The organism is Streptomyces blastmyceticus (genome assembly GCF_039521185.1).
Classification (GTDB): domain Bacteria; phylum Actinomycetota; class Actinomycetes; order Streptomycetales; family Streptomycetaceae; genus Streptomyces; species Streptomyces blastmyceticus.
In genome coordinates, this window is the sequence record NZ_BAAABW010000013.1 from 205,203 (window position 1) to 223,482 (window position 18,280).

Genomic DNA, 18,280 nt, shown 5'->3' on the forward strand with positions numbered 1-18,280 from the left:
CCGTGGCACTGGGCGCGCCCCCGTGGCCGGAGCGGCCGGGACTCCCTGGACGGGGCCAGGCAGTAAGTAAGGCCGGCCAGCCGGTCTCCGGGGGCCGTCGCCGACAGTGGAGCCGGTGCCTGTGGGGTTCGCCGGTTACCAAGGAACGGACGTGTCATCCCAGTTGACAAATGTTCCTGACGGCCCGTCATCAGGTAGCAGTGCCAGCCGGACCGCACCCGCGGCGGCCTCGGCGGGATCCCCGCCGTCTGTGGTGGTGGTGTTCAGATCCGTCCGTCGCAGTCCGGGGGCCAGGGAGTTGACCTTGATGTCGTCGTCGACCAAGCTCTGGGCGTAGAACACGGTCAGGGCGTTGAGCGCGGTCTTGGAGGAGCGGTAGGAGGCGAAGGCGCCGCGGTAGTGTGCCATGCTCGCGGTCGCCTGGGCCAGCGATCCGGTGCCGCTGGAGATGTTCACGATCCTCGGGTGCTCGGAACGGCGCAGGGCCGGCAGGAAGGCATTGGTGACCGTGACCACGCCGAAGACGTTGGTCTCGTAGATACGCCGGAAGGTATCGGCGTCCTCGTCCTGTGCGGCCCTGCCCTGTGCCGGGGAAATGCCCGCGTTGTTGACCAGGACGTCCAGGGTGTCGACACGCTCGGCCGCCACGGCGACGCTCGCCGGGTCGGTCACGTCCAGGACCAGTGGCCTGGCATCACCGCCGATGTCGGCCGCCGCGCGCTCCGCGCGTCCGGCGTCCCGCGAGCCGATGTAGACGGTCAGCCCCGCCTGGGCCAGCTGACGGGCGATTTCCTTGCCGATGCCCTTGTTGGCACCCGTGACCAGTGCGATCGAGATATCCATACCCTCAGCTTCACCGGGCGCCCGGTGGTCTGCCAGGGGTATTCGATACCAGGCAGTCACCCACACGGGTGGAGGCGGTGACCGGTGGCGAGGGGGTCGAGCTCGCGTATTTCCTGCGCAGCCGCCGCTGGACTCTGGGACTGCGCCGAGAGGAAGTTGCCGAGTCGGCGAACATGTCGGTCACTACTACGTCCGCCTGGAGCAGGCCCGTCGACTGGCGGCCTTCCCGGCGGATCCTCGACACCCTGGGGTCCTGCAGCTGGCCCCAGCCGAGCGCACTTGCTTGTACCGCCTCGCTCGGTAGACCGGGTACGTACGAAAACGGCACCCGCGCCTTGCGGGCTGGCCACCGCTCGAACTGCACCAGGAACACGGATCGCGGACGGAGGGGTGGCGGCGCTTCGGCCGAAGCGCGCGGCACAACCCGCGCCGTATCTCGATGAGGCGTTGGCGTAGCAGTGAGCCGCCCGCAGATCGATAGTTGGGTCCCCTTGCGTTCCCTGCACCACCCTGTCCACGTTGCCAGTGCCACCGCGGCGCCTGACACTGAAGTCGACATGGCTGTCGAGGACCTTAGGGGTGTACATGAGGCCGCCGCTGTTTCGCATGCTGGAGTGGCACGAGCGCATCGAGGCGGAACGGCAGCAGCCCGGGGCCCGGGTCTTTGTTTCCGACTACAACGGGGGACACCCGTTCGTCGAGGAGTATCTCGGGGAGCTCGCCGACACCGCCCCACACCGCCTCGCGGACGTCACCCGCTACTCCGGACTTGACGAGGACACCACGCTGCGGTCCAAAATCGCCGCGATGCACGAGCGGTATGACGGCGTGCGCTACACCATGCAGAACGTCATCCCGGGCGGCGGGTCCAGCAGCCTCCTCGGGACGTTCACCACGTGGCTGGCCCTGACCGGCCGCCGGCGGGTCCATTACGCGCCGCCCGTCTACTACAAACTCGCCTATCTCTTCCAGCGGATGGGGATCGAGCCCGTCCCGGTCGCCCGCCGCCACGCCTTCGAGCCCGATTTCGACCTCCGTCTGCCCGGCGAGCGAACCGTACTGGTGCTGACCGATCCCGTCTGGTACGCCGGACGCCGGGTCCCTTCAGCGGTCTGGGAGACCATCGCCGCGTGGCAACAGGCCACCGGATCACTCGTGTTCGTCGACGGCACCTTCCAGTACATGCCGTGGGACGGCGAGCAGGGTGAGGCGAGTGCCCGGCTCCTGGTGCAGCAGACGCTGCGCATGATCTGCCCCACCAAGTACCTGTCGATCCACGGCTACCGTTGCGCCCACCTCCTCGCCCCGCAGCACCTGCGCGAGGAACTGGCCGAACTCCACCTCAACCTCCACGGCGATGTCGCGGTCTCCGACCGGCTCTTCGCCCATCGCGCCGCCGATCTCATGCTCTGCAAGGGCAACGGTGCACTGGTCCAGCATGTACGGGACAGCCATGCGGCGCTCTCGGCCACCGGCGCCCTGATCGCACAGATGCCGATCGAGGCCGGTTTCTTCCTCTTCGCACGTACACGGGTACCGCACCAGTGGTTCCTGGCCCTCGACGCGAAGTTCTTCGAATTGGACGGCTATCGGGGCTACATCCGCATCAACCTGCTCAACACCCCCGGTGTCGAGGCACTGATGGCCACTGTCACTCCACCGGAGCGGCCGGACGGCATCAGCGGGTGAGCTGGTGCCGACGACGCCAGACACCGGCAGAGATACGGGCCAGTAGCCGGGCGGCGGGATCGTCGGCATCGTCCCCGGACGCGAGCGGTCCGGTGTAGCAGACGGCGAGCGTGTATGGGGCGGCATCCTGCGGGTGGACCACGCCGACGCTGTGCCGTAAGCCCGGGAACCATCCGTTCTTGCCCGACAGTCGGGTGCCCGGTGGCAGCTCGGCGGCGAGGTCCACCCGGTGGGCGTTGCCCTCCAGCAGCAGGAGCAGCCCCGGCTCCAGCGATTCCAGTAGTCGCACCAGGTCGAGGGCGGTCACCCGGTTGTGGACGCCCGCCGCGCGGCCGGCGTAGTCCTCGATACCGCGTGGACTGGCGCTGTCCGTGGCACCCGCCTGCCTCCAGACCCGGGCCACGGCCTCGTGCCCCACCAGCTCCAGGCACAGATTCGTGGCCAGGTTCGATGAGTGGGTGACCATCCGCCCGGCGAGCCAGCGCACCGTCGCCGTGCCGCCCAGCCGGCTCCAGGGCAGCGGATCGCTGTCTGCCGCGCGGCTGTTTCCGTACGTCTCACCGGTGACCGACCTGAAGCGATTCACCACGGGCACAGCCGCGTCCAGGTCCATGCCGCTGCGGTACAGCGCCGCCAGCACGGCCACCTTCATGGTGCTGGCGGCATCATGCGCAACCTCCGCATTCCGCAACACCACCGGAGCGCACCGCCAGGGCGCTACGACCACCGAGAGCATGCTTCATCGTAAGCCGGGGCCGGTCGTGATGGTGGCCAGTCGGGATTGGGTCTCGCAAGGAAAATCTTGCGAGACCCATTCGAGCTGACCGCCGTCACACTCACAGCGCTGCTGGTGACGTTCATGCCAGGCCTCGGCACGCTGACGCAACCGGCTGCCATCGGCCCACCAAGTCACCCTATTCCAATGTGAGTTACCAGAAACTCTCGACGTTCGCCATATGACCCCGGCACTGCAACACAGGGAGTAGAGTCCTCGGTTACCGGTGGGATAGGTGAGGGAGCACGGAGTGATCGAGTTGGCCGATGTGATCAGGGATCTGCGGGAGGAATTGGAGCGGGCGGTCGTCGCGGCGGAGGGTGAGGCGCTGCGCTTTGAACTGGGGACGATCGAGCTGGAGGTGTCGGTCGCTCTGGAGCGAACCGGGCACGCGGAGGCGAAGGTACGGTTCTGGGTGGTGGAGTCCGGTGCGGAGGCGGCCGTGGGCGCCACCTCGACCCAGCGCATCACACTGGCGTTGAAGCCGACCCTCAGAGGGTCGGGCACCGGGCCGTTCGTCTCCGGGCCCACTGCTCCTCACGAACAATGAGTCCCATGGGCAGCAGGGCATCCGAGCCGGACGGGCCCGACCCACGACGCGTGGTCCAGATCGTCACCACACAGCGCGCGGGCACGGGACGGCGCGGGTCGGGCTACCGGGTGAGTGGGGATGCGGTGCTCACCGCAGCGCACGTGGTGAGTGACGCGGTGTCAGTGCGGCTGCGATTTGTCACCGAGGACGGTGGCACAACGGAGTTACCCGGCGAACAGGCCTGGGCCGACTCCGCCTCCGATATCGCGGTGCTCAAGATCGCGAGGGATGCGAGCACCGACGGATTATGCGCAGCCGAAGTCTCGCCGGTGCGGTTCGCCCAGGTCGCTCAGCCGGTGGACTGCGAAGCAGTGGGATTTCCACGGTTCAAGCTGCGCCCCGATACCGTGTCACCGGACCGTGATGCTCCCACCTGGTACCGGGATTCCCACCACGCGCGCGGCACGACCACACCCTTGGCGAACCTGCGAGCGGGCAGCCTGGAGATCTCCGTTCATCCTCCCGAATACGACCCCGAGCCGGGCCGTTCCCCTTGGGAGGGAATGTCGGGGGCCGTGGTGTGGAGCGGCGGGTGCGTGATCGGGGTGGTCGTCGAGCATCACCGCTCCGACGGGCTCGGCAGGCTCGCGGCAAGCCAGGTGAAACGCTGGTACCGCCTCACTCCGGCCCAGGTCGGCCGACTCAACGAGCTGATCGGCCTGCCGGCCCGGGCCGACCGGCTCGCGCAGCTCCCGCCCCCGTCACGGCCGGTCACGTCGGAGCTGGACGACGCGCCGGAAGTGTGGGAGTCGGTCAGGAGACTCGCCCGCGAGGTGGACACGCAGTGGCGTCACGAAGAGCAGCGACGGCGGGTGCACGCCCCGTACCCGCTCGCCGTGCGCTTCCGGTGCACCCCCACTCGGAATCTGTTCGATCACTGGGAGAACATCCGCAAAGCCCCGCCCGGAACGGAACCAGGGTCCCTCCCGCTGGACGGCCGGCTCGACCAGATCACGGAGGTGTACGGGTCCATCCCGTCCCGTCGGCTGGTGGTGCTGGGCGAGGCCGGGTCGGGCAAGACGATCCTGACCCTGCGCTTCGTCCTCGACTGGCTGAGGACCCGCGCACCCGGCGAACGCGTGCCGGTGATCTTCGGTCTGGGAGCATGGGATCCGAGCACCACGTCACTGGATGACTGGATGTGCGGCCAACTGGTCCGCGACTACCCCTTCTTGGGGGCTCCGTCCAGTCACGGAGGAATGGCGGCCGACGTCCTGCTCGACGAGAACAAGATCCTGCCCGTTCTCGACGGATTCGACGAAATCGCAGACGGCCTGCACGGTGCGGCGCTCCGAGTGCTCAGCCGCACTGCCACGCCGCTGCTGCTCACCAGCCGCAGTGCGGAATACAGCCGGGCCGTGACGGAAACCTGTGTGCTCACCGACGCCGCCGTCATGGAGCTGGAGGGGCTCACCGTAGACGACTACGCCGGCTACCTGCACCGCGCCAGCCAACCGGCCGCGGAGGGCGGCACGCACAGCACTGTGTGGGGACCGGTCCTGGCCAAGCTGCGCGAACAACCGGGCAACCCGGGGGCGGCGAACCTCGCCGAGGTGCTCACCACCCCGCTGATGGTCGCTCTGGCCCGCACCGTCTACAGCGATTCCCCCCGGCGCGACCCCTCGGAGCTTCTGGACACCACGCGGTTCACATCCCCCGAGGCCCTGCAAGACCATCTGCTGGCAGCCTTCGTCCCCGCCGTCTACGACCCCACACCGACCGGCCGCGGCACCGGCCACCGCCCTCGCTGGCACCCCGAACGAGCCCAGCGCTGGCTCGAATACCTTGCCGCTCACCTGGATCAACTCGACACCCACAACCTCGCCTGGTGGACACTGGGCACCACCATGCGCCGTTCTTCGCGCATACTGGCGGTCGGATTCCTGGCCGCGCTGGCCTTCGGGCTGACGATGGGGATCGGGAACCTCCCCGTGGACCTGGTCGCAACGTCGAACGGGCTCCGGTTCGCGATCGAGCGGGGGCTCATGGTCGGGCTCCTGCACGGGCTCGTCGTCGGGCTGGTCTTCGGGCTCGCGTACGGGGCCATGTCCAGAAGCACACCGGTCGAGCCGTCGCGCGTACGCATACAGTTCTTCGGCGGGGACAGGGAGAGGCGTGCCACGTCCGCCTGCAGATTCAAGCTGGGGCTCGGGGCCGGGTTGCCGACCGCGCTCGTGCTGGTGCTCATCGACAGGGGCGTGGTCGAGCCGCTGGGGTTCGATGACGGACTCAACGGCGGGCTCGCGGGCGCGGCCCTGTTCCCGCTCGAGGTCGGGCTCGGAACCGGGCTCGTCCTCGGCATTATGGCCTGGCTCGAAGCTCCCATCGACATCAAATCCGAGGTCAGTGCCTCGGACCTGTTGAGCACGAACCGCAAGAACGTGATCTTCCATATGCTCACGTGGATGCTGGTGATCGGCCTCCCGGCCGGGCTCGCCCACGGACTCGAGGCCGGGCCGGTCCGCGGACTCCTGGCCGGGCTCGTGTTCGGGGTGGAGGCGGCGTTCGGGGGCGGGCTCGGGTACGGGCTGAGTTTCACTGCTTGGGGCCAGTGGGTGGCCCTGTCTCGTATGTGGTTGCCGCTGACAGGCCGGCTGCCCTGGGCGGTGATCTCTTTTCTGGACGACGCGCACGAGCGAGGTGTGCTGCGCCAGACCGGCGCGGTCTACCAATTCCGCCACGCTCGCCTCCGAGACCATCTGGCCCATGTCTTCCAGGAGCGCCACCCTGCTCACCGGTCGAGTGCGCCCGGCATGGCAGTCCGGGAACCACTCGCACCAGAACAGCGTCTTGACTCCGGGGATACTCCACAGTCCTTCATCAACGGGAACCTCAGCGGATCAACTCACGGGGATGACATATGACTTCCAGGCACAGGACGGGAAGGCCAAGGATGAGGATCGCCCTTGGAACGGCGGCGGCGTTAGGGGCCACCGTCGGAATCGTGGGAGTTTCCGGCGCCGGAACCGCGTCCGCACAACCGGTTTCGCACACACTCAAGTACACATGCAAAGTTCTGAAGATCATTGAACTGCCCTTCAAGGCGAAGATCGACGTGGACATCCCGGGGTCGGTCGCCGTCGGCGAGCCCAGCCGCAAATTCGCCATCGATGCGCGGACGACGGTGGACGCGGACCTCACACCGCAGCTCCACTCGATCGGTGTGAAGTCCGTTGAAGGCAGGGTGGACGCGGAGATCGGCGTTACCGCGCCGCAGGGCGACAGCCACCTCAAGGTGCCCCTCGGCATCCACAAGACCAGCGTCCCGGCATCCGGTTCCTTCGACGTCAAAGCGGCCGGCGACGCGCCCAGTCTCACCTTCCGCCAGCCAGGCAAAGCACGGATCACCGTCGGCGACATCACCCTGCACGTCGCCGGGAGGAAGGCGAACGGCGACACCCTGGGTCCGCTCAACATTCGGTGCACGCTGGACTCCAATCAAAGCAACGACATCGGGTCGTTCGAGATCACCAAGCCGGGAACGGGGACCGGCTCGACCACGTCCGGCACCTCGGGCACGTCCGGCCCTTCGACCACGTCCGGCGCCTCAGGCACGACGCCCTCAGGCGGCACGTCTGACGCGGCCTCCGCCGACGGGAATACGGCTCCGCCGGGCTCCACTGCGACGGGTTCCATCGCGGCCACCGGCCAGGACGCCGCGGACCTGATCCTCCCGGCCGTGGGCACCCTTGTCGCGGGCGCCGCCGCCGTCTTTTTCGGCTTGCGGCTGAAGAACCGCCGCCGCACCGCCGGAGATGACTGAGCCGACCGCTATCACGGAGCCTGGCCGGTTCCAGCCCACTCGCCGGCGGATGCGCGCCGAGACTCCTGGCGCTGTCACTTTCAAGGCCGCCTGGAGTGGACGGATCGCGCTGGAGATCGTGCCCGGTGCGATATCTGGTCGGGGAACTCGCCGCTGTGCTTCGCCAGCCCCAGCAGAACCCGCGAACTGCCCTGGTTCTTCTGAGAATCCTGATACGTTATGACGGCAAAGACGGTTCCTACGCGCATCGCTATCGAGATGCTCGGCTCCGCGTAGGCGGCCCTGGGTTCCGCAATTGCCGTGCTCTCGTTGCCGACTGTCGGCATGGAAACAGCGTTGCCCTGCTTCGACCCGGACGCTTTCCGGTTCTTGAATACGTGCCCCACCTTCCGGTCGGGCTGCGCTCTCAGCATGATGTACACGCTTCCGGAGTCACCCGGTGCCTTGTTCTGCACGGTGGCCGAGCTCCAGGCCCATGAGCAATCCTGGGAGCCGCTGCCCTTCCGGCATCGCTTCGCCCAAGGCGCGTCCCGAGCGTCCAGAGACGCCACCCCAGGGCGAGCGCGCTCTGTCTCGGCAGCGGCTTTACGTACCACGGCATGCCGAGCCGCTGCCATCAGCGGGGTGTTGGGGTGGCCCGCCATACCAGCTCATCGTGGTAGGCGCTGCGATTGCCCATCAGTTTCAGCGTTCACGCGTCCACTCACAGCGCCCGTTCCGCTGGTTCCAACTCAGCACGCATAATGGCTATTTGGCGATAGAGGCAGGCCGGGAACATGTCACGAAAACCGTCCCTGGCACGATATTTTCGTGACTGATGGACGGCCTCTCGCCGTCACGTTTCGCAGAGGGGGAGCGTCGTGGGGGCGGTGGAGACGGAACCGGCGAGTGAGGGGCGCGGCGCCCGCTCAGCAAGAGCGCGGATACGGCGCCGCACTTCGCCGCCGTACACCTTGCGCAGCCGTCCTTTTCAGGACACCGACATGAAGGAGTGCCTTTCTTGACCACTCACCTCAGACATGGCGCCGGCCCGCGGATGGTACTGGCGCTGATGGCGGCACTGTGCGGGATCATCGGTGCCACCGCGCTCGGTACGACCCCGGCGGCAGCAGCCGATCAGCGTCACGCGATCTACGCCATCGCGCACCGAGTCGACACCCTTGACGGCGTGGACGCCGCGCTCAAGCACGGCGCCAACGGCATCGAGATCGACGTTTGTGCCTGGTACAACCCGAACGAATGGCGCGCTTATCACGACTGTTCCTCGGCCGGTGAGACCCGGCATGGCCCCAGCTTCGACAGCATGATCGACCGCATTGTCTCCCACGCCAAAGCAGGGCGCCGGCTGAGTCTGGTCTGGCTGGACATCAAGGACCCGAACTACTGCGGAGAAGCGCAGAACCGCGGATGCAGCGTCGCCGGACTGCGCGACAAGGCACAGCGGCTGACGGCCGCCGGAATCCAGGTGCTCTACGGCTTCTACGAGTACCACGGCGGCAGCACCCCGGACGTCGGCGGCAGGGGCTGGAAGAGCCTGGAAGGCAAGCTCGGCAAGCTGGAGGGCATCACGACGACCGGCACCCGCGATCAGGTTCGAAGCGCCTTCAACCGGTCCGGTTCCGGGTTCCCGGCCGGTCACCGGGCGATGGACTACGGCGACAGCGATATCACCAAGGGGTTCGGCAACTGCACGGAAGCCGACCGCAACACCTGCGTGGAACTGAAGAAGGGCGCCGCGGACCGTGCCGCCGGCCAGCTCGCGGCCACGCTGTCCTGGACGACCACCTACAACGATCCGTGGTACGTCGACAAACTGCTGGGCGATGCGCGTGTGGACGGCATCATCGCGGGCTACGGCGCCTTCACCGGAGTGCGCGAGTACGACGACAGCTGGCAGTGCGCCAACGCCATCAACCTTGTCCGTGACTGGGTGAACCGCCACAGCACCACCCACCGCATGGCCACCAGCGGTGACCGCCTGTTCAGGTAGCTGACAGCCCCGGGCCGGGCCCGTACAGTCATGGGCCCCCTCAGGCCGTCGGTCGGAATCCCGGCCGACGGCCTTTCGCAGGAGGCGACGGCCTGGACGTGCAAAGGAAGGGCCGGACAGGTATTTGCGGAAGCCCCGGGGCGACGCGCGGTCATCGCCAACCTCCCACGCTCGGCTGCCCCTCCCTATCGGGCTAAGGTGGTGGCTGCCCGGACGAGTCCGAGGTACCGGTTCCAGTCCCAGTGGGGTCCGGGGTCGGTGTGGTCGGTGCCGGGGACTTCGCTGTGGGCGATGATGTGGGCCCGGTCCGCCGGGATCGCATACCGGGTGCAGATCCCGGCCGTGAGCCGGGCCGACGCGGCGTACATCGCGTCCGTGAAGCCTTCGGGCCGGTCCACGTGGCCTTCGTGCTCGATCCCGACGCTGCGCTCGTTGAACTCCCGGTTCCCGCAGTGAAACGCCACATCCAGCTCACGGACGGTCTGCGCAATGTGACCGTCTTGGCGCACGACATAGTGCGCAGCCGCCTTGTGCAGAGGATCGCGGAACACCCGCAGCGCATCACCGTAACTGCCCTGGACCACGTGGATCACAACAAGGTCCACCGCGTAGTCGGAAGGCCGCTGCGCCCGCCGCCAGTTCGCCGACGACGCACCCACCCACTCCGCCCCCGCATGATCGACAACACCGTCCGTACGCGGCCGCTCCGACCCCGCGGCGCGCCACCACCATCTCCTGAGCCCGTCCCAGCCTGCGTATCCCGCCGCGCCCATGACCGTCGCGGCACCGGCGCCCCCGATCAGCAGCCCGCGTCTGCTGATGCTGCGTGGCCGTTCCTGCTCCCGTTCCATCCGTGTCCCCCAGAGGTCCTGGCGTGCCTGTGATTCGTTCTGCTCGGACACGCGTGCGGCGTCCTCATCGGTTCCGGGCAGCGTGTTGCGGGTGCGCTGGCACAGGACCCTATTCGTTGTCCGATGCGGAGGAAGGGCTTGATGCTGGGCGGTCGGCGAACGCCGCTCGGTAGTCCTTCGGGGTGACACCCACGGTTTTCCGGAAGTGGTGCCTGAGCAATGCGCTGTTGCCCATGCCGGTTTCGTGGGCGATCTCCTCGATGTCCAGGGCGGTTTCCTCCAGCAGGTGCCGGGCATGCAGGATGCGCTGCAGGGTCAGCCACTTGTGTGGAGTGGTGCCGATTTCCGTCGTGAAGCGACGGGCGAGGGTGCGGGGTGACATGTGTGCCCACTGCGCCAGTTCCGCCACGCTGTGCTGGGAACTCAGGTTTTCCTGCATCCAGCTGAGCAAGGGTTGGAGGCTGGCTTCGGGGTTGTCCGGGACCGGCAGGTCGATGAACTGGCGTTGCCCGCCTTCCCGGTGGGGTGCCACCACCATTTTGCGGGCGATCGCGTTGGCTGCGGCAGAGCCGAGTTCCCGGCGCACCAGGTGGAGGCAGGCGTCGATCCCGGCGGCGGTGCCGGCGCTGGTCAAGATGGTGCCCTCGTCGACGAAGAGAACGTCACGGTCGACTTTCGTCAGCGGGAAACGGTGTGTGAAGTCGTCGATGTAGTCCCAGTGGGTGGTGCAACGGCGGTGGTCGAGAAGACCTGCGGCGCCCAGCACGTACGCCCCGCTGCACACCGAGAGCAGAGTCGCACCGCGTTGGTGTGCGGCGCGCAGCGCGTCCAGGACAGCAGGTGGGTAGTCCTCGCGGATCGCAGCTGCGGGCAACGCCACCAAGTCGGCATCGTGGAGTGCCTCCAAGCCGTACGACGGGATGATACGAAATCCCGCACTGGTACGCAGTGGGGCGCCGGGGTTCTCACCGCACACCCGAAAGTCGAACGGCGGCACGCCGTCCTGGGCGCGATCGACGCCGAACACCTCGCAGAGCACACCGAACTCAAAGGGGGACACTCCGTCGATGAGTACAGCAGCAACGGTGGTCAGCATGGCAGCAGGGTAGCTGGCAGTATTTTGCGGGGCAACGTCATTGCTGTGTCTGGTGATGGATGGCGAGTGTGCCGAACAATCGAGATGCGACTTTCCAGCGATAGCTGTCCAGTGCAGCCCAAGTGCAGCCATATCCTGGCCGGCTACATGGATAAGCTTCCCGGCTGGTTTATTCACGCGTACGACAGCTTGGTCTATTCCAGTCCCCTTGTGGGCATCGTCATTTTTTTGGCTCGGTCATCGATGGCTCAGGCTCAGCCGGGCCGAACTGGGATTTCCCTCCAAAAGGGGAAGATTCCTTTTCGGCCCTCTTGGTGCCATGGCTGCGTCCTATCTGGTGATGCGGTTATCCTTCGCTGTTCTCGGTCTCTTTCCGGAAACGTAATCCGCGAAGATCTCGGAAGGCCTGAACGCCGAGCTGGGAGCAGCCAAGATTCTGCTTTGGTCCGCATCCAATCCGCGGTTTGGGTCAGTGGCGCCGTGGACGGCGGCTTTCCGGAACACCAGGCCGAAGATCCCGCGCCCGCGTGGGCGCCGGAACGCGCCATGTCCACGAGCGTGGCCGTGGTGTCCTGATGCACCTGGACGCAGGCCGGGGAGCTCGTCGGCCGCGGCGCGAACCCGCCTGTGGGGCACACCCCGGCGCGTCAGCGGCTTCGGCGAAGCCCGCCTGGAATGCCGGCTCGGTAACCACCGGCGGAGGCCGGGCCGCCTTTGCGGCGAGCCCGGCCGGATGCGCTAGTTGCCGACGGTCACGCGGGAGACGATCGGTTGGTGGTCGGAGGGAATCTCGGCCAGGGGGTCGCCTCCCTTGCGCAGCCCGTCGTAGCTGACGATTTTCTCGTCGGAGATGGAGGGCTGGGTCCCCGTCCCCTTGATGTAGCCGATGTAGTCCAGCCGGTTGCGGTACTTGGCGTAGCGGTTGTTCTCGTCGCGCAGCTTGGCGCGCGGGTTGTTCACCATGTCGTAGGTGTATCCCGAGGTGTTCGGCGTCGCGAGGACCCCGCCGAGCGCCTCGTTCGCCTTGGCGACCTCACCGCTGACGCCCCCGGGTGCGTGACCGTTCTTCGGGTCCGTGGTGTAGTACTCGACGTTGAAGTCGCCGGCGACCACGACGGGTTCGCCCTTGGCCTTCTGCGAGGCCCAGGACCTGAGTTCCTTGAGCTGCTCGAGACGGACCTTGCGCGTGTTCTCGACCGGGCTGCTCCCTGCCTCGTCCGCCTGCAGGTGGGTTCCCGCGACCCAGACCGATTTCCCGCTCACGGAAAGGCGCGCGAGCGCCGCTCCCTTGTTGGACTTGTAGTCGGCGGTCTTGGAGTCGGAATTGTTGTACACGAGCTGGTGGGACTCGCTGATCGGGTACTTGCTGAGGAGCGTCACACCTCCGTTGACGACGAAGGGGGAGTTGCTGCAATTGCCCGTGAAGCTCGTCCACTTGTCGGATCCGCTGCAGTATTCGCCGACCAGCTTTGTCTGGTACGGGTAGATCTCCTTCAGTTCCGCGTTGCGCATCGCCTGGGCGTACTTGTTGAACGCTTCGTCCAGCACGACGACGTCGGCGTTCTCACGCTTGATGACAGCGGCCGCGGCCTCGCGCCGCTCGGCCTTGCGATCGCTGCCCGGGGTGCCGGCGATATCGGTGATGGACGGCAGCTGTTCCACGTTGAACGCCATGACGCTCAGGGACGGGGCGCTGTTCGCGGCCGCTGCCGTGCCGACGGGCAGCTGGGACAACAGCAGCGCTGCCCCGGCGACCGCGAGTGCTGTGCGAGGGAGGTTGAGTGCCACTTGCTTCTCCATTCCCGAGCGGATTCGGTGAGGCTGTTGGTCCCGCCTGTGGCCTTGTGGAGCGAGAGCCAAGCGGATCGAGATTCTCAATGTTGTACCAGCGTGCACATCCGGGAAATACCGCAAGGTTCTTGCGGCTTTGCCGCAACACGCCGTCGCCGGGCGTGCGATGAATTCATGGTGCGACGCTTCGACTACCGTTCGTGCGAATGGTTGACAGTGGTTGTCGCGTATCGGAGGGTGGGACGCGTCCCGTCCCCGCACAAGGAGCCGTGGTTTCCATGCGATACCCAGGACACGGTGGTTGATGACCGCTCCCGTGACCGTCGTTCTGGTCGACGATCACCTGACGGTGAGAGCCGGGACCCGGGCGCTTCTGGAACCGGAGGGTTTCGTGGTGGTGGGGGAGGCCTCGGGCGAACCCGAGGCGATCGACGCCGTGAGCACGAGTCGCCCCGATCTCCTCGTGCTGGACATGGTGCTGGAATCCGGACCGGTGCTGTCGGCAATTCCCGCACTGCTGGCGGCCGCCCCGAAGATGGGAATCCTCGTGCACAGCATGTACGAGGACGCGGCGCTCGTGCGCGGGGCCCTGGCCGCAGGGGCGTCGGGCTATTTGTCGAAGAACACGTCCGTTCCCGAACTGGTCCTGGCGGCCCGCACGGTGGCTATCGGAGGAAGCTATGTCCAACCCCCGCTCGGGGTGGAAATGGCGCATGCTCCGGTACCCCAGGAGGCGTTGAGCCCGCGGGAGGAGCAGGTGCTGGCGCTGCTGGCCGACGGGCACACCAACCGCGAGGTCGCCGCGCGCCTGACGCTGAGCGTACGCACCGTGGAGAGCCTCAGAGCCGCGCTGCGCAACCGGCTCGGCCTGGTCACACGGGCCGACCTCGTCGCCTACGCCCGGCGCACCGGCCTGATCCACGAGGCCCAGGGGTCTCATGGGTAGTGGATCCCGCGAGCGCTCCGCGATCCATCGGCCGCACGTCCTCGGCCGTGTGCATGACCTGTGCCTGGCGCTGGCCCTCCTCGGCGCGGTCGCCTACGCGGTGGACGCCCTCACCCAGGAACCGCTGCCCGTCCGGCCCGTCGCGGCCCTCACTGTCGCCTCGGCCACCGGTGTCCTGGCGGTCATGGCCCGCGCGATGCCGAAGGTCCGTGTGCTGCTGGCCATGGTGGCCTGCGGTTTCGCGGCCTTGGCCGGCAGCTGGCTGTTCCGCGCGGAGGTGGGGTACGCGGCGTTGGCCTTCCTGTTGGTGGCGATGGTGTACGCAGGGCCGGCCTGGCCCGAGGCCAGGGCGCTGTTCGGGCAGGGCAGGGCCCGAGCCCTGCTCGGCAGGCAGGAACACTACGCGGGGCTGATGGCCGGAGAACTCCACGACGAGGTGCTCCAGCTCCTGCCCCTCACAAGACGGCAACTCGATGCGGCGCTCACCGAAGAAGACCCGGACGTGCTGCGGGCGTCCGCACGCACAGCCGTGGGCCGTCTCGACGAACTGGTCTCCGTGCTCCGCAGCATCGTCGCCACCCTCCACCCCGTGGCCCTGCGCGGGCTGGGCCTGGCCGAGACGGTCCGCTCGCTCGCCGCGCGGGTGGCGGCCGAGAACGGGCTGATCGTGGACGTCACCATTGAGGGCGACCGGCTCGGGGCGCCCATGGCGAACGACGAGGCGTGCCTCGCCGCCTACCGCGTGGTCCAGGAAGCCCTCAGCAACGTGGTCAAGCACGCCGACGCGGAGAGGGTGCGGGTGTCCCTGGCGTACCGCCACCACCACGTCGTGCTGTCCGTCACCGACGACGGACGCGGCCTCTCGCGTCCCTCGCCGGCGACCGGCCCCGGGTACGGGGTGGAGGGCATGCGCTGGCGGTGCGAGGCGTACGGCGGGACGTTCTCCCTCACCTCCGGCGGCACCGGGTGCGGCACTACGGTGCGGGCCACCATCCCGATCCTCGGCGGTCGTCTTGGTAGGCGGGGTCGCCGGGCCGAGACGTGATCCAGCGGTCGTCGCGCGGGTCGGTGAGGTCGGGCTCGGACTTGACGGTCAGCCGGTGGCCGGGCCGCAGCACGGCGTCGAAGAGCTCCTCGTAGAACGGAGTGTGCAGCAACTGGCGCTCGCCCGGCGCGAGGGAGCCGCGGTTGCCGTGCGTGAACTATCCGTCCGGCTGCGGGAAACCCGCAGAAACCTTGCGGGTTAACACCGATGCCCCGTGTCGGATGACCGGAGACGATCAATTCGACGGTTCTCGCGATGGACGAGGAACGGAGCGAGGCGGTCAAGCCGCGCTCTTCGTCTTCCGGCTTCGACGCTCATGCGGCGCAGCGGCTCTGTTCAACCATGTGCTCAAACCATGGAGGGGAAGGTAATTCCATGTCGTCGACTCACTCCGGCAAGTTCCAACCGGTCGGTCGCCACGTGCGACACCACCTCATCTCGTTTGTCGCCGCAGGTGCGGTCACTGCGATCCTGTTGCAGGTTCAGCCCCCACCGGCACATGCTGCCGTTCGCCAGGACGGAGGACGAAGGCCTGTCATATTCGTCCACGGATGGAGCGGTAAGCCCGCAACATTTGACGACATGAAGAAGTACTTCCGGAGCGCCGGCTACGTCGAGGACGAACTCCTCGCCTGGGGCTACGACTCGATAAAAAAGGGAAACGAGGAGATCGCGGGCGAACTCAAGAAGGTCGTCGAAGAAAAGGCCAAGAACTCGCCCGACGGGAAGGTGGATCTTGTTGCCCATTCCATGGGCGGCTTGTCCACGCTCTGGTATCTCAGAAAAATGGGAGGAAGCTCCCTGGTCGCCCACTGGGCGGGAATCGCTGCTCCGATCCATGGAACCGCCTTGGCCGTCCAGGGTGCCGAGATGGCTGAAGGGTCCGCTTTCGTCAAGAAGCTGAACGAGGGCGAAGAGGATCCGGTCAAATCCACACCGGGCCCGACACGGTATGCCACATTCCGCTCGAATGTGGGAGAGGGCAGGACCAACGAACTGCCGGGGTACTACTGCGATGGGATCGTCGGCGGAGTGCCGAGCAATCTCCCGGTGAGGGCCGGCACGACCTCGGCCGTCAAAGGCGCAACCAATGTCGTTACTCCCTGCCTGGGGCACAACGAGATCCACAGGGATCCATGGGTGGCCAACAAGGTCATGGACTTCCTCGCCTCCCCTTACGAGGGCGTGACTCCACGGAGAGGGAACACGTATTGCGGTGACGGATACGACTACGAAGGCCGGGACGGCCTGGTGGAATCGCGCGTACAGCACTGCCTGGAAACAGATGGAAATGGAAAGGTGCGCGCGACAACCCGCGTCCGGAACTGCGCCTACAAGTGGGGAGGTGTCTGGTATACCTCAAAGAGCAACTACAAGTGCCTTCCGGAGCAATCCCATGTCGTCAAATACAAGGGTGCGGTGGTGTCGACGGGGAGCGTCGCCGACAATGTTGTCGAACGCGCCGGTGAATTCTATGGCGAATGGGTGAAGCTTCCGGGGAGCGGGAAGTATTCCGTATCCGTGAAGTACTCGCAAAATGGCCCGTACTGGGGTGCCGGTCCGGCACGGAGCGGCGAGTTCTCGCTGGACATCCCGGCGTCAGAACTGGCTGCCTCCCGAACTCCATGACCGACGTCACCCGAAGCGTGCTGCACAAGGCTGTGATCTCGGCCCGTCAGGGTGATGTTGAGGCGTCGACGGGCAGGCCAGTCAGCCCCGGGGCCGGCCGAGGGCCTCGGCGTCGCGGTGCTGAGCGGGTCGGCAGCGTCGACCCGGCCCGCCTCCCCCGACGTTTCGCGGCAAGCGCGGCTTCAGTTGTAGAGGGCCCCTTGGGCGTTGCCCCTGCCCGGCGCGGTGTGCAGGTTGACGAGCGCGGGCCGACCGGTGATCTGGGCGAAGGCGTCGGCCATGCCGACCGGGACCATTTCCTGCAACCCGAGCAGGTACCGGAAGTCGGCCGGGAAGTCCTGCAGCAAGCTCAGCTCCGAGGAGCCCGGGTTGCCGAACCAGGTGGTCAGTCCATGCGACCGGAGCAGATCGAGAGCCGCGTCTCGGACAGAGGTCACGGCTCAGCCGTGGGTCGCGAGCCACTCATGCGTAAGACGCCGGGCGCCCCTGGAGGGCGCGGTGCCGAAGGAATGCCGGACCCATGTGACGGCGTGCCTTGCCGCGGTGGGCCGAGGGCTGGTCGCGTGAACCCTTTGTCCGGCCTGATGAGTGGGTCACTTCATGAGAGATCAGACGTCTGGCAGGATCTTGTGGTGTGGCGGCTTTTTTGCCTCTGGTGGCGGGGAACGAAGCGTCGAAGGATTGTGTTGTGTCGTTCTGCCGGGCTGCGGTGATGTGACTTGGTGAAGCGGACGCATTTCAGATGACGGTGCGGGGGCAGCAGGAAGGAAATGCTCATGAGCAACAGCATCCGGCAGTTTGTGACTGCAGAGATCGAAGATATGCTCTGCGATTACTTCGATCTTATCTACACCCAGGATATGGGCCTGTTCGATCGGGTCTTTCATCCGGGGGCGGTGCTGTATTCGGCGCAGGACGGTGAGGTGGTCGTGCGGCCCCGGGATGTGTATCGCGAGGTGATGGAGGGCCGTCAGTCGCCGCAGGAGGCAGCCGCGCCGCGGCTTGACGAGATCCTGCTGATCGACGTGCTGTCGCCGGAGATTGCGCTGGCCAAAGTCCGGCTGCGGCTGTTCGGCAACACGATGGTGGACTACCTCAACCTGCTGAAGACGGACGGCCGGTGGACTGTCGCGGCCAAGCTGTATCACCGCGCGGAACCGCTCCACGGATGAGGTTCTCCGGCCTTCTCCTGTGCGGGGCCGGACCGTCGCCTCCTGCGGGAAAAGGCCCTGTGTGAGGGTGCAGTGAACGCGCGGCTGCCGGAGCAGCC

At 66.9% G+C, this 18,280-nt stretch carries 17 protein-coding genes; 9 read left to right on the forward strand and 8 right to left on the reverse strand.

Translation table 11 applies throughout. The features are described 5' to 3' along the window. Window positions 1–135 precede the first annotated feature (135 nt). Window positions 136–843, reverse strand: coding sequence for an SDR family oxidoreductase (locus tag ABD269_RS11135; RefSeq protein WP_344117636.1), 708 nt, complete (start codon window positions 841–843; stop codon window positions 136–138). Window positions 844–1,449: 606 nt separating this feature from the next. Between ABD269_RS11135 and ABD269_RS11140 the strand changes: the two genes are divergently transcribed. Beyond that, window positions 1,450–2,532 (forward strand): aminotransferase class I/II-fold pyridoxal phosphate-dependent enzyme, encoded by a 1,083-nt coding sequence (locus ABD269_RS11140; RefSeq protein WP_344117637.1) that lies wholly within the window; start codon window positions 1,450–1,452, stop codon window positions 2,530–2,532. Here the strand turns inward: ABD269_RS11140 and ABD269_RS11145 are convergent. Further along, window positions 2,522–3,268 (reverse strand): serine hydrolase, encoded by a 747-nt coding sequence (locus tag ABD269_RS11145; RefSeq protein ID WP_344117638.1) that lies wholly within the window; start codon window positions 3,266–3,268, stop codon window positions 2,522–2,524. The genes ABD269_RS11140 and ABD269_RS11145 overlap by 11 nt on opposite strands. Before the next feature lie 289 nt (window positions 3,269–3,557). Between ABD269_RS11145 and ABD269_RS11150 the strand changes: the two genes are divergently transcribed. From ABD269_RS11150 to ABD269_RS11160, 3 genes are read left to right on the forward strand one after another with little or no spacing between them, the layout of a single operon-like run. Continuing rightward, a complete protein-coding gene (locus ABD269_RS11150; RefSeq protein WP_344117639.1) occupies window positions 3,558–3,857 on the forward strand; it encodes a trypco2 family protein in 300 nt (99 codons plus the stop codon). Between the two features lie 50 nt (window positions 3,858–3,907). Next, on the forward strand, window positions 3,908–6,763 hold the full coding sequence (locus ABD269_RS11155) for an NACHT domain-containing protein (protein WP_344117640.1): 2,856 nt from the start codon (window positions 3,908–3,910) through the stop codon (window positions 6,761–6,763). Between the two features lie 29 nt (window positions 6,764–6,792). Beyond that, a complete protein-coding gene (locus ABD269_RS11160; RefSeq protein ID WP_344117641.1) occupies window positions 6,793–7,662 on the forward strand; it encodes a DUF6801 domain-containing protein in 870 nt (289 codons plus the stop codon). Between the two features lie 80 nt (window positions 7,663–7,742). On the opposite strand, the gene ABD269_RS11165 is transcribed toward ABD269_RS11160, so the two are convergent. Continuing rightward, window positions 7,743–8,117: a hypothetical protein gene (locus tag ABD269_RS11165; RefSeq protein WP_344117642.1), complete on the reverse strand. Its 375-nt coding sequence runs from the start codon at window positions 8,115–8,117 to the stop codon at window positions 7,743–7,745. 536 nt (window positions 8,118–8,653) lie between these two features. Here ABD269_RS11165 and ABD269_RS11170 point away from each other — a divergent pair. Next, window positions 8,654–9,652, forward strand: coding sequence for a PI-PLC domain-containing protein (locus ABD269_RS11170; protein WP_344117643.1), 999 nt, complete (start codon window positions 8,654–8,656; stop codon window positions 9,650–9,652). Between the two features lie 185 nt (window positions 9,653–9,837). On the opposite strand, the gene ABD269_RS11175 is transcribed toward ABD269_RS11170, so the two are convergent. From ABD269_RS11175 to ABD269_RS11185, 3 genes are all read right to left on the reverse strand, one after another. Continuing rightward, window positions 9,838–10,503 (reverse strand): N-acetylmuramoyl-L-alanine amidase, encoded by a 666-nt coding sequence (locus ABD269_RS11175; protein WP_344117880.1) that lies wholly within the window; start codon window positions 10,501–10,503, stop codon window positions 9,838–9,840. A 109-nt stretch (window positions 10,504–10,612) separates the two neighbouring features. Next, window positions 10,613–11,599 carry a GlxA family transcriptional regulator gene (locus ABD269_RS11180; protein WP_344117644.1) on the reverse strand — a complete coding sequence of 329 codons (987 nt, stop codon included), beginning with the start codon at window positions 11,597–11,599 and terminating at the stop codon, window positions 10,613–10,615. 738 nt (window positions 11,600–12,337) lie between these two features. Continuing rightward, window positions 12,338–13,387 carry a sphingomyelin phosphodiesterase gene (locus tag ABD269_RS11185; RefSeq protein WP_344117645.1) on the reverse strand — a complete coding sequence of 350 codons (1,050 nt, stop codon included), beginning with the start codon at window positions 13,385–13,387 and terminating at the stop codon, window positions 12,338–12,340. 307 nt (window positions 13,388–13,694) lie between these two features. On the opposite strand from ABD269_RS11185, the gene ABD269_RS11190 reads away from it, so the two are divergent. Further along, window positions 13,695–14,336 (forward strand): response regulator, encoded by a 642-nt coding sequence (locus ABD269_RS11190; RefSeq protein WP_344117646.1) that lies wholly within the window; start codon window positions 13,695–13,697, stop codon window positions 14,334–14,336. Further along, window positions 14,329–15,381 (forward strand): sensor histidine kinase, encoded by a 1,053-nt coding sequence (locus tag ABD269_RS11195; RefSeq protein WP_344117647.1) that lies wholly within the window; start codon window positions 14,329–14,331, stop codon window positions 15,379–15,381. Before ABD269_RS11190 ends, ABD269_RS11195 begins: the two co-directional genes overlap by 8 nt. Before the next feature lie 348 nt (window positions 15,382–15,729). Here ABD269_RS11195 and ABD269_RS11200 read toward each other — a convergent pair whose 3' ends face one another. After that, window positions 15,730–15,930: a hypothetical protein gene (locus tag ABD269_RS11200; RefSeq protein ID WP_344117895.1), complete on the reverse strand. Its 201-nt coding sequence runs from the start codon at window positions 15,928–15,930 to the stop codon at window positions 15,730–15,732. On the opposite strand from ABD269_RS11200, the gene ABD269_RS11205 reads away from it, so the two are divergent. Then, complete coding sequence (locus ABD269_RS11205) at window positions 15,856–17,010, forward strand: lipase/acyltransferase domain-containing protein (RefSeq protein ID WP_344117881.1); 1,155 nt, start codon at window positions 15,856–15,858, stop codon at window positions 17,008–17,010. The genes ABD269_RS11200 and ABD269_RS11205 overlap by 75 nt on opposite strands. A 182-nt stretch (window positions 17,011–17,192) precedes the next feature. On the opposite strand, the gene ABD269_RS11210 is transcribed toward ABD269_RS11205, so the two are convergent. Continuing rightward, window positions 17,193–17,447, reverse strand: coding sequence for a thiamine pyrophosphate-binding protein (locus ABD269_RS11210; RefSeq protein ID WP_344117648.1), 255 nt, complete (start codon window positions 17,445–17,447; stop codon window positions 17,193–17,195). 339 nt (window positions 17,448–17,786) lie between these two features. On the opposite strand from ABD269_RS11210, the gene ABD269_RS11215 reads away from it, so the two are divergent. Next, on the forward strand, window positions 17,787–18,182 hold the full coding sequence (locus ABD269_RS11215; protein WP_344117649.1) for a nuclear transport factor 2 family protein: 396 nt from the start codon (window positions 17,787–17,789) through the stop codon (window positions 18,180–18,182). Window positions 18,183–18,280 lie beyond the last annotated feature (98 nt).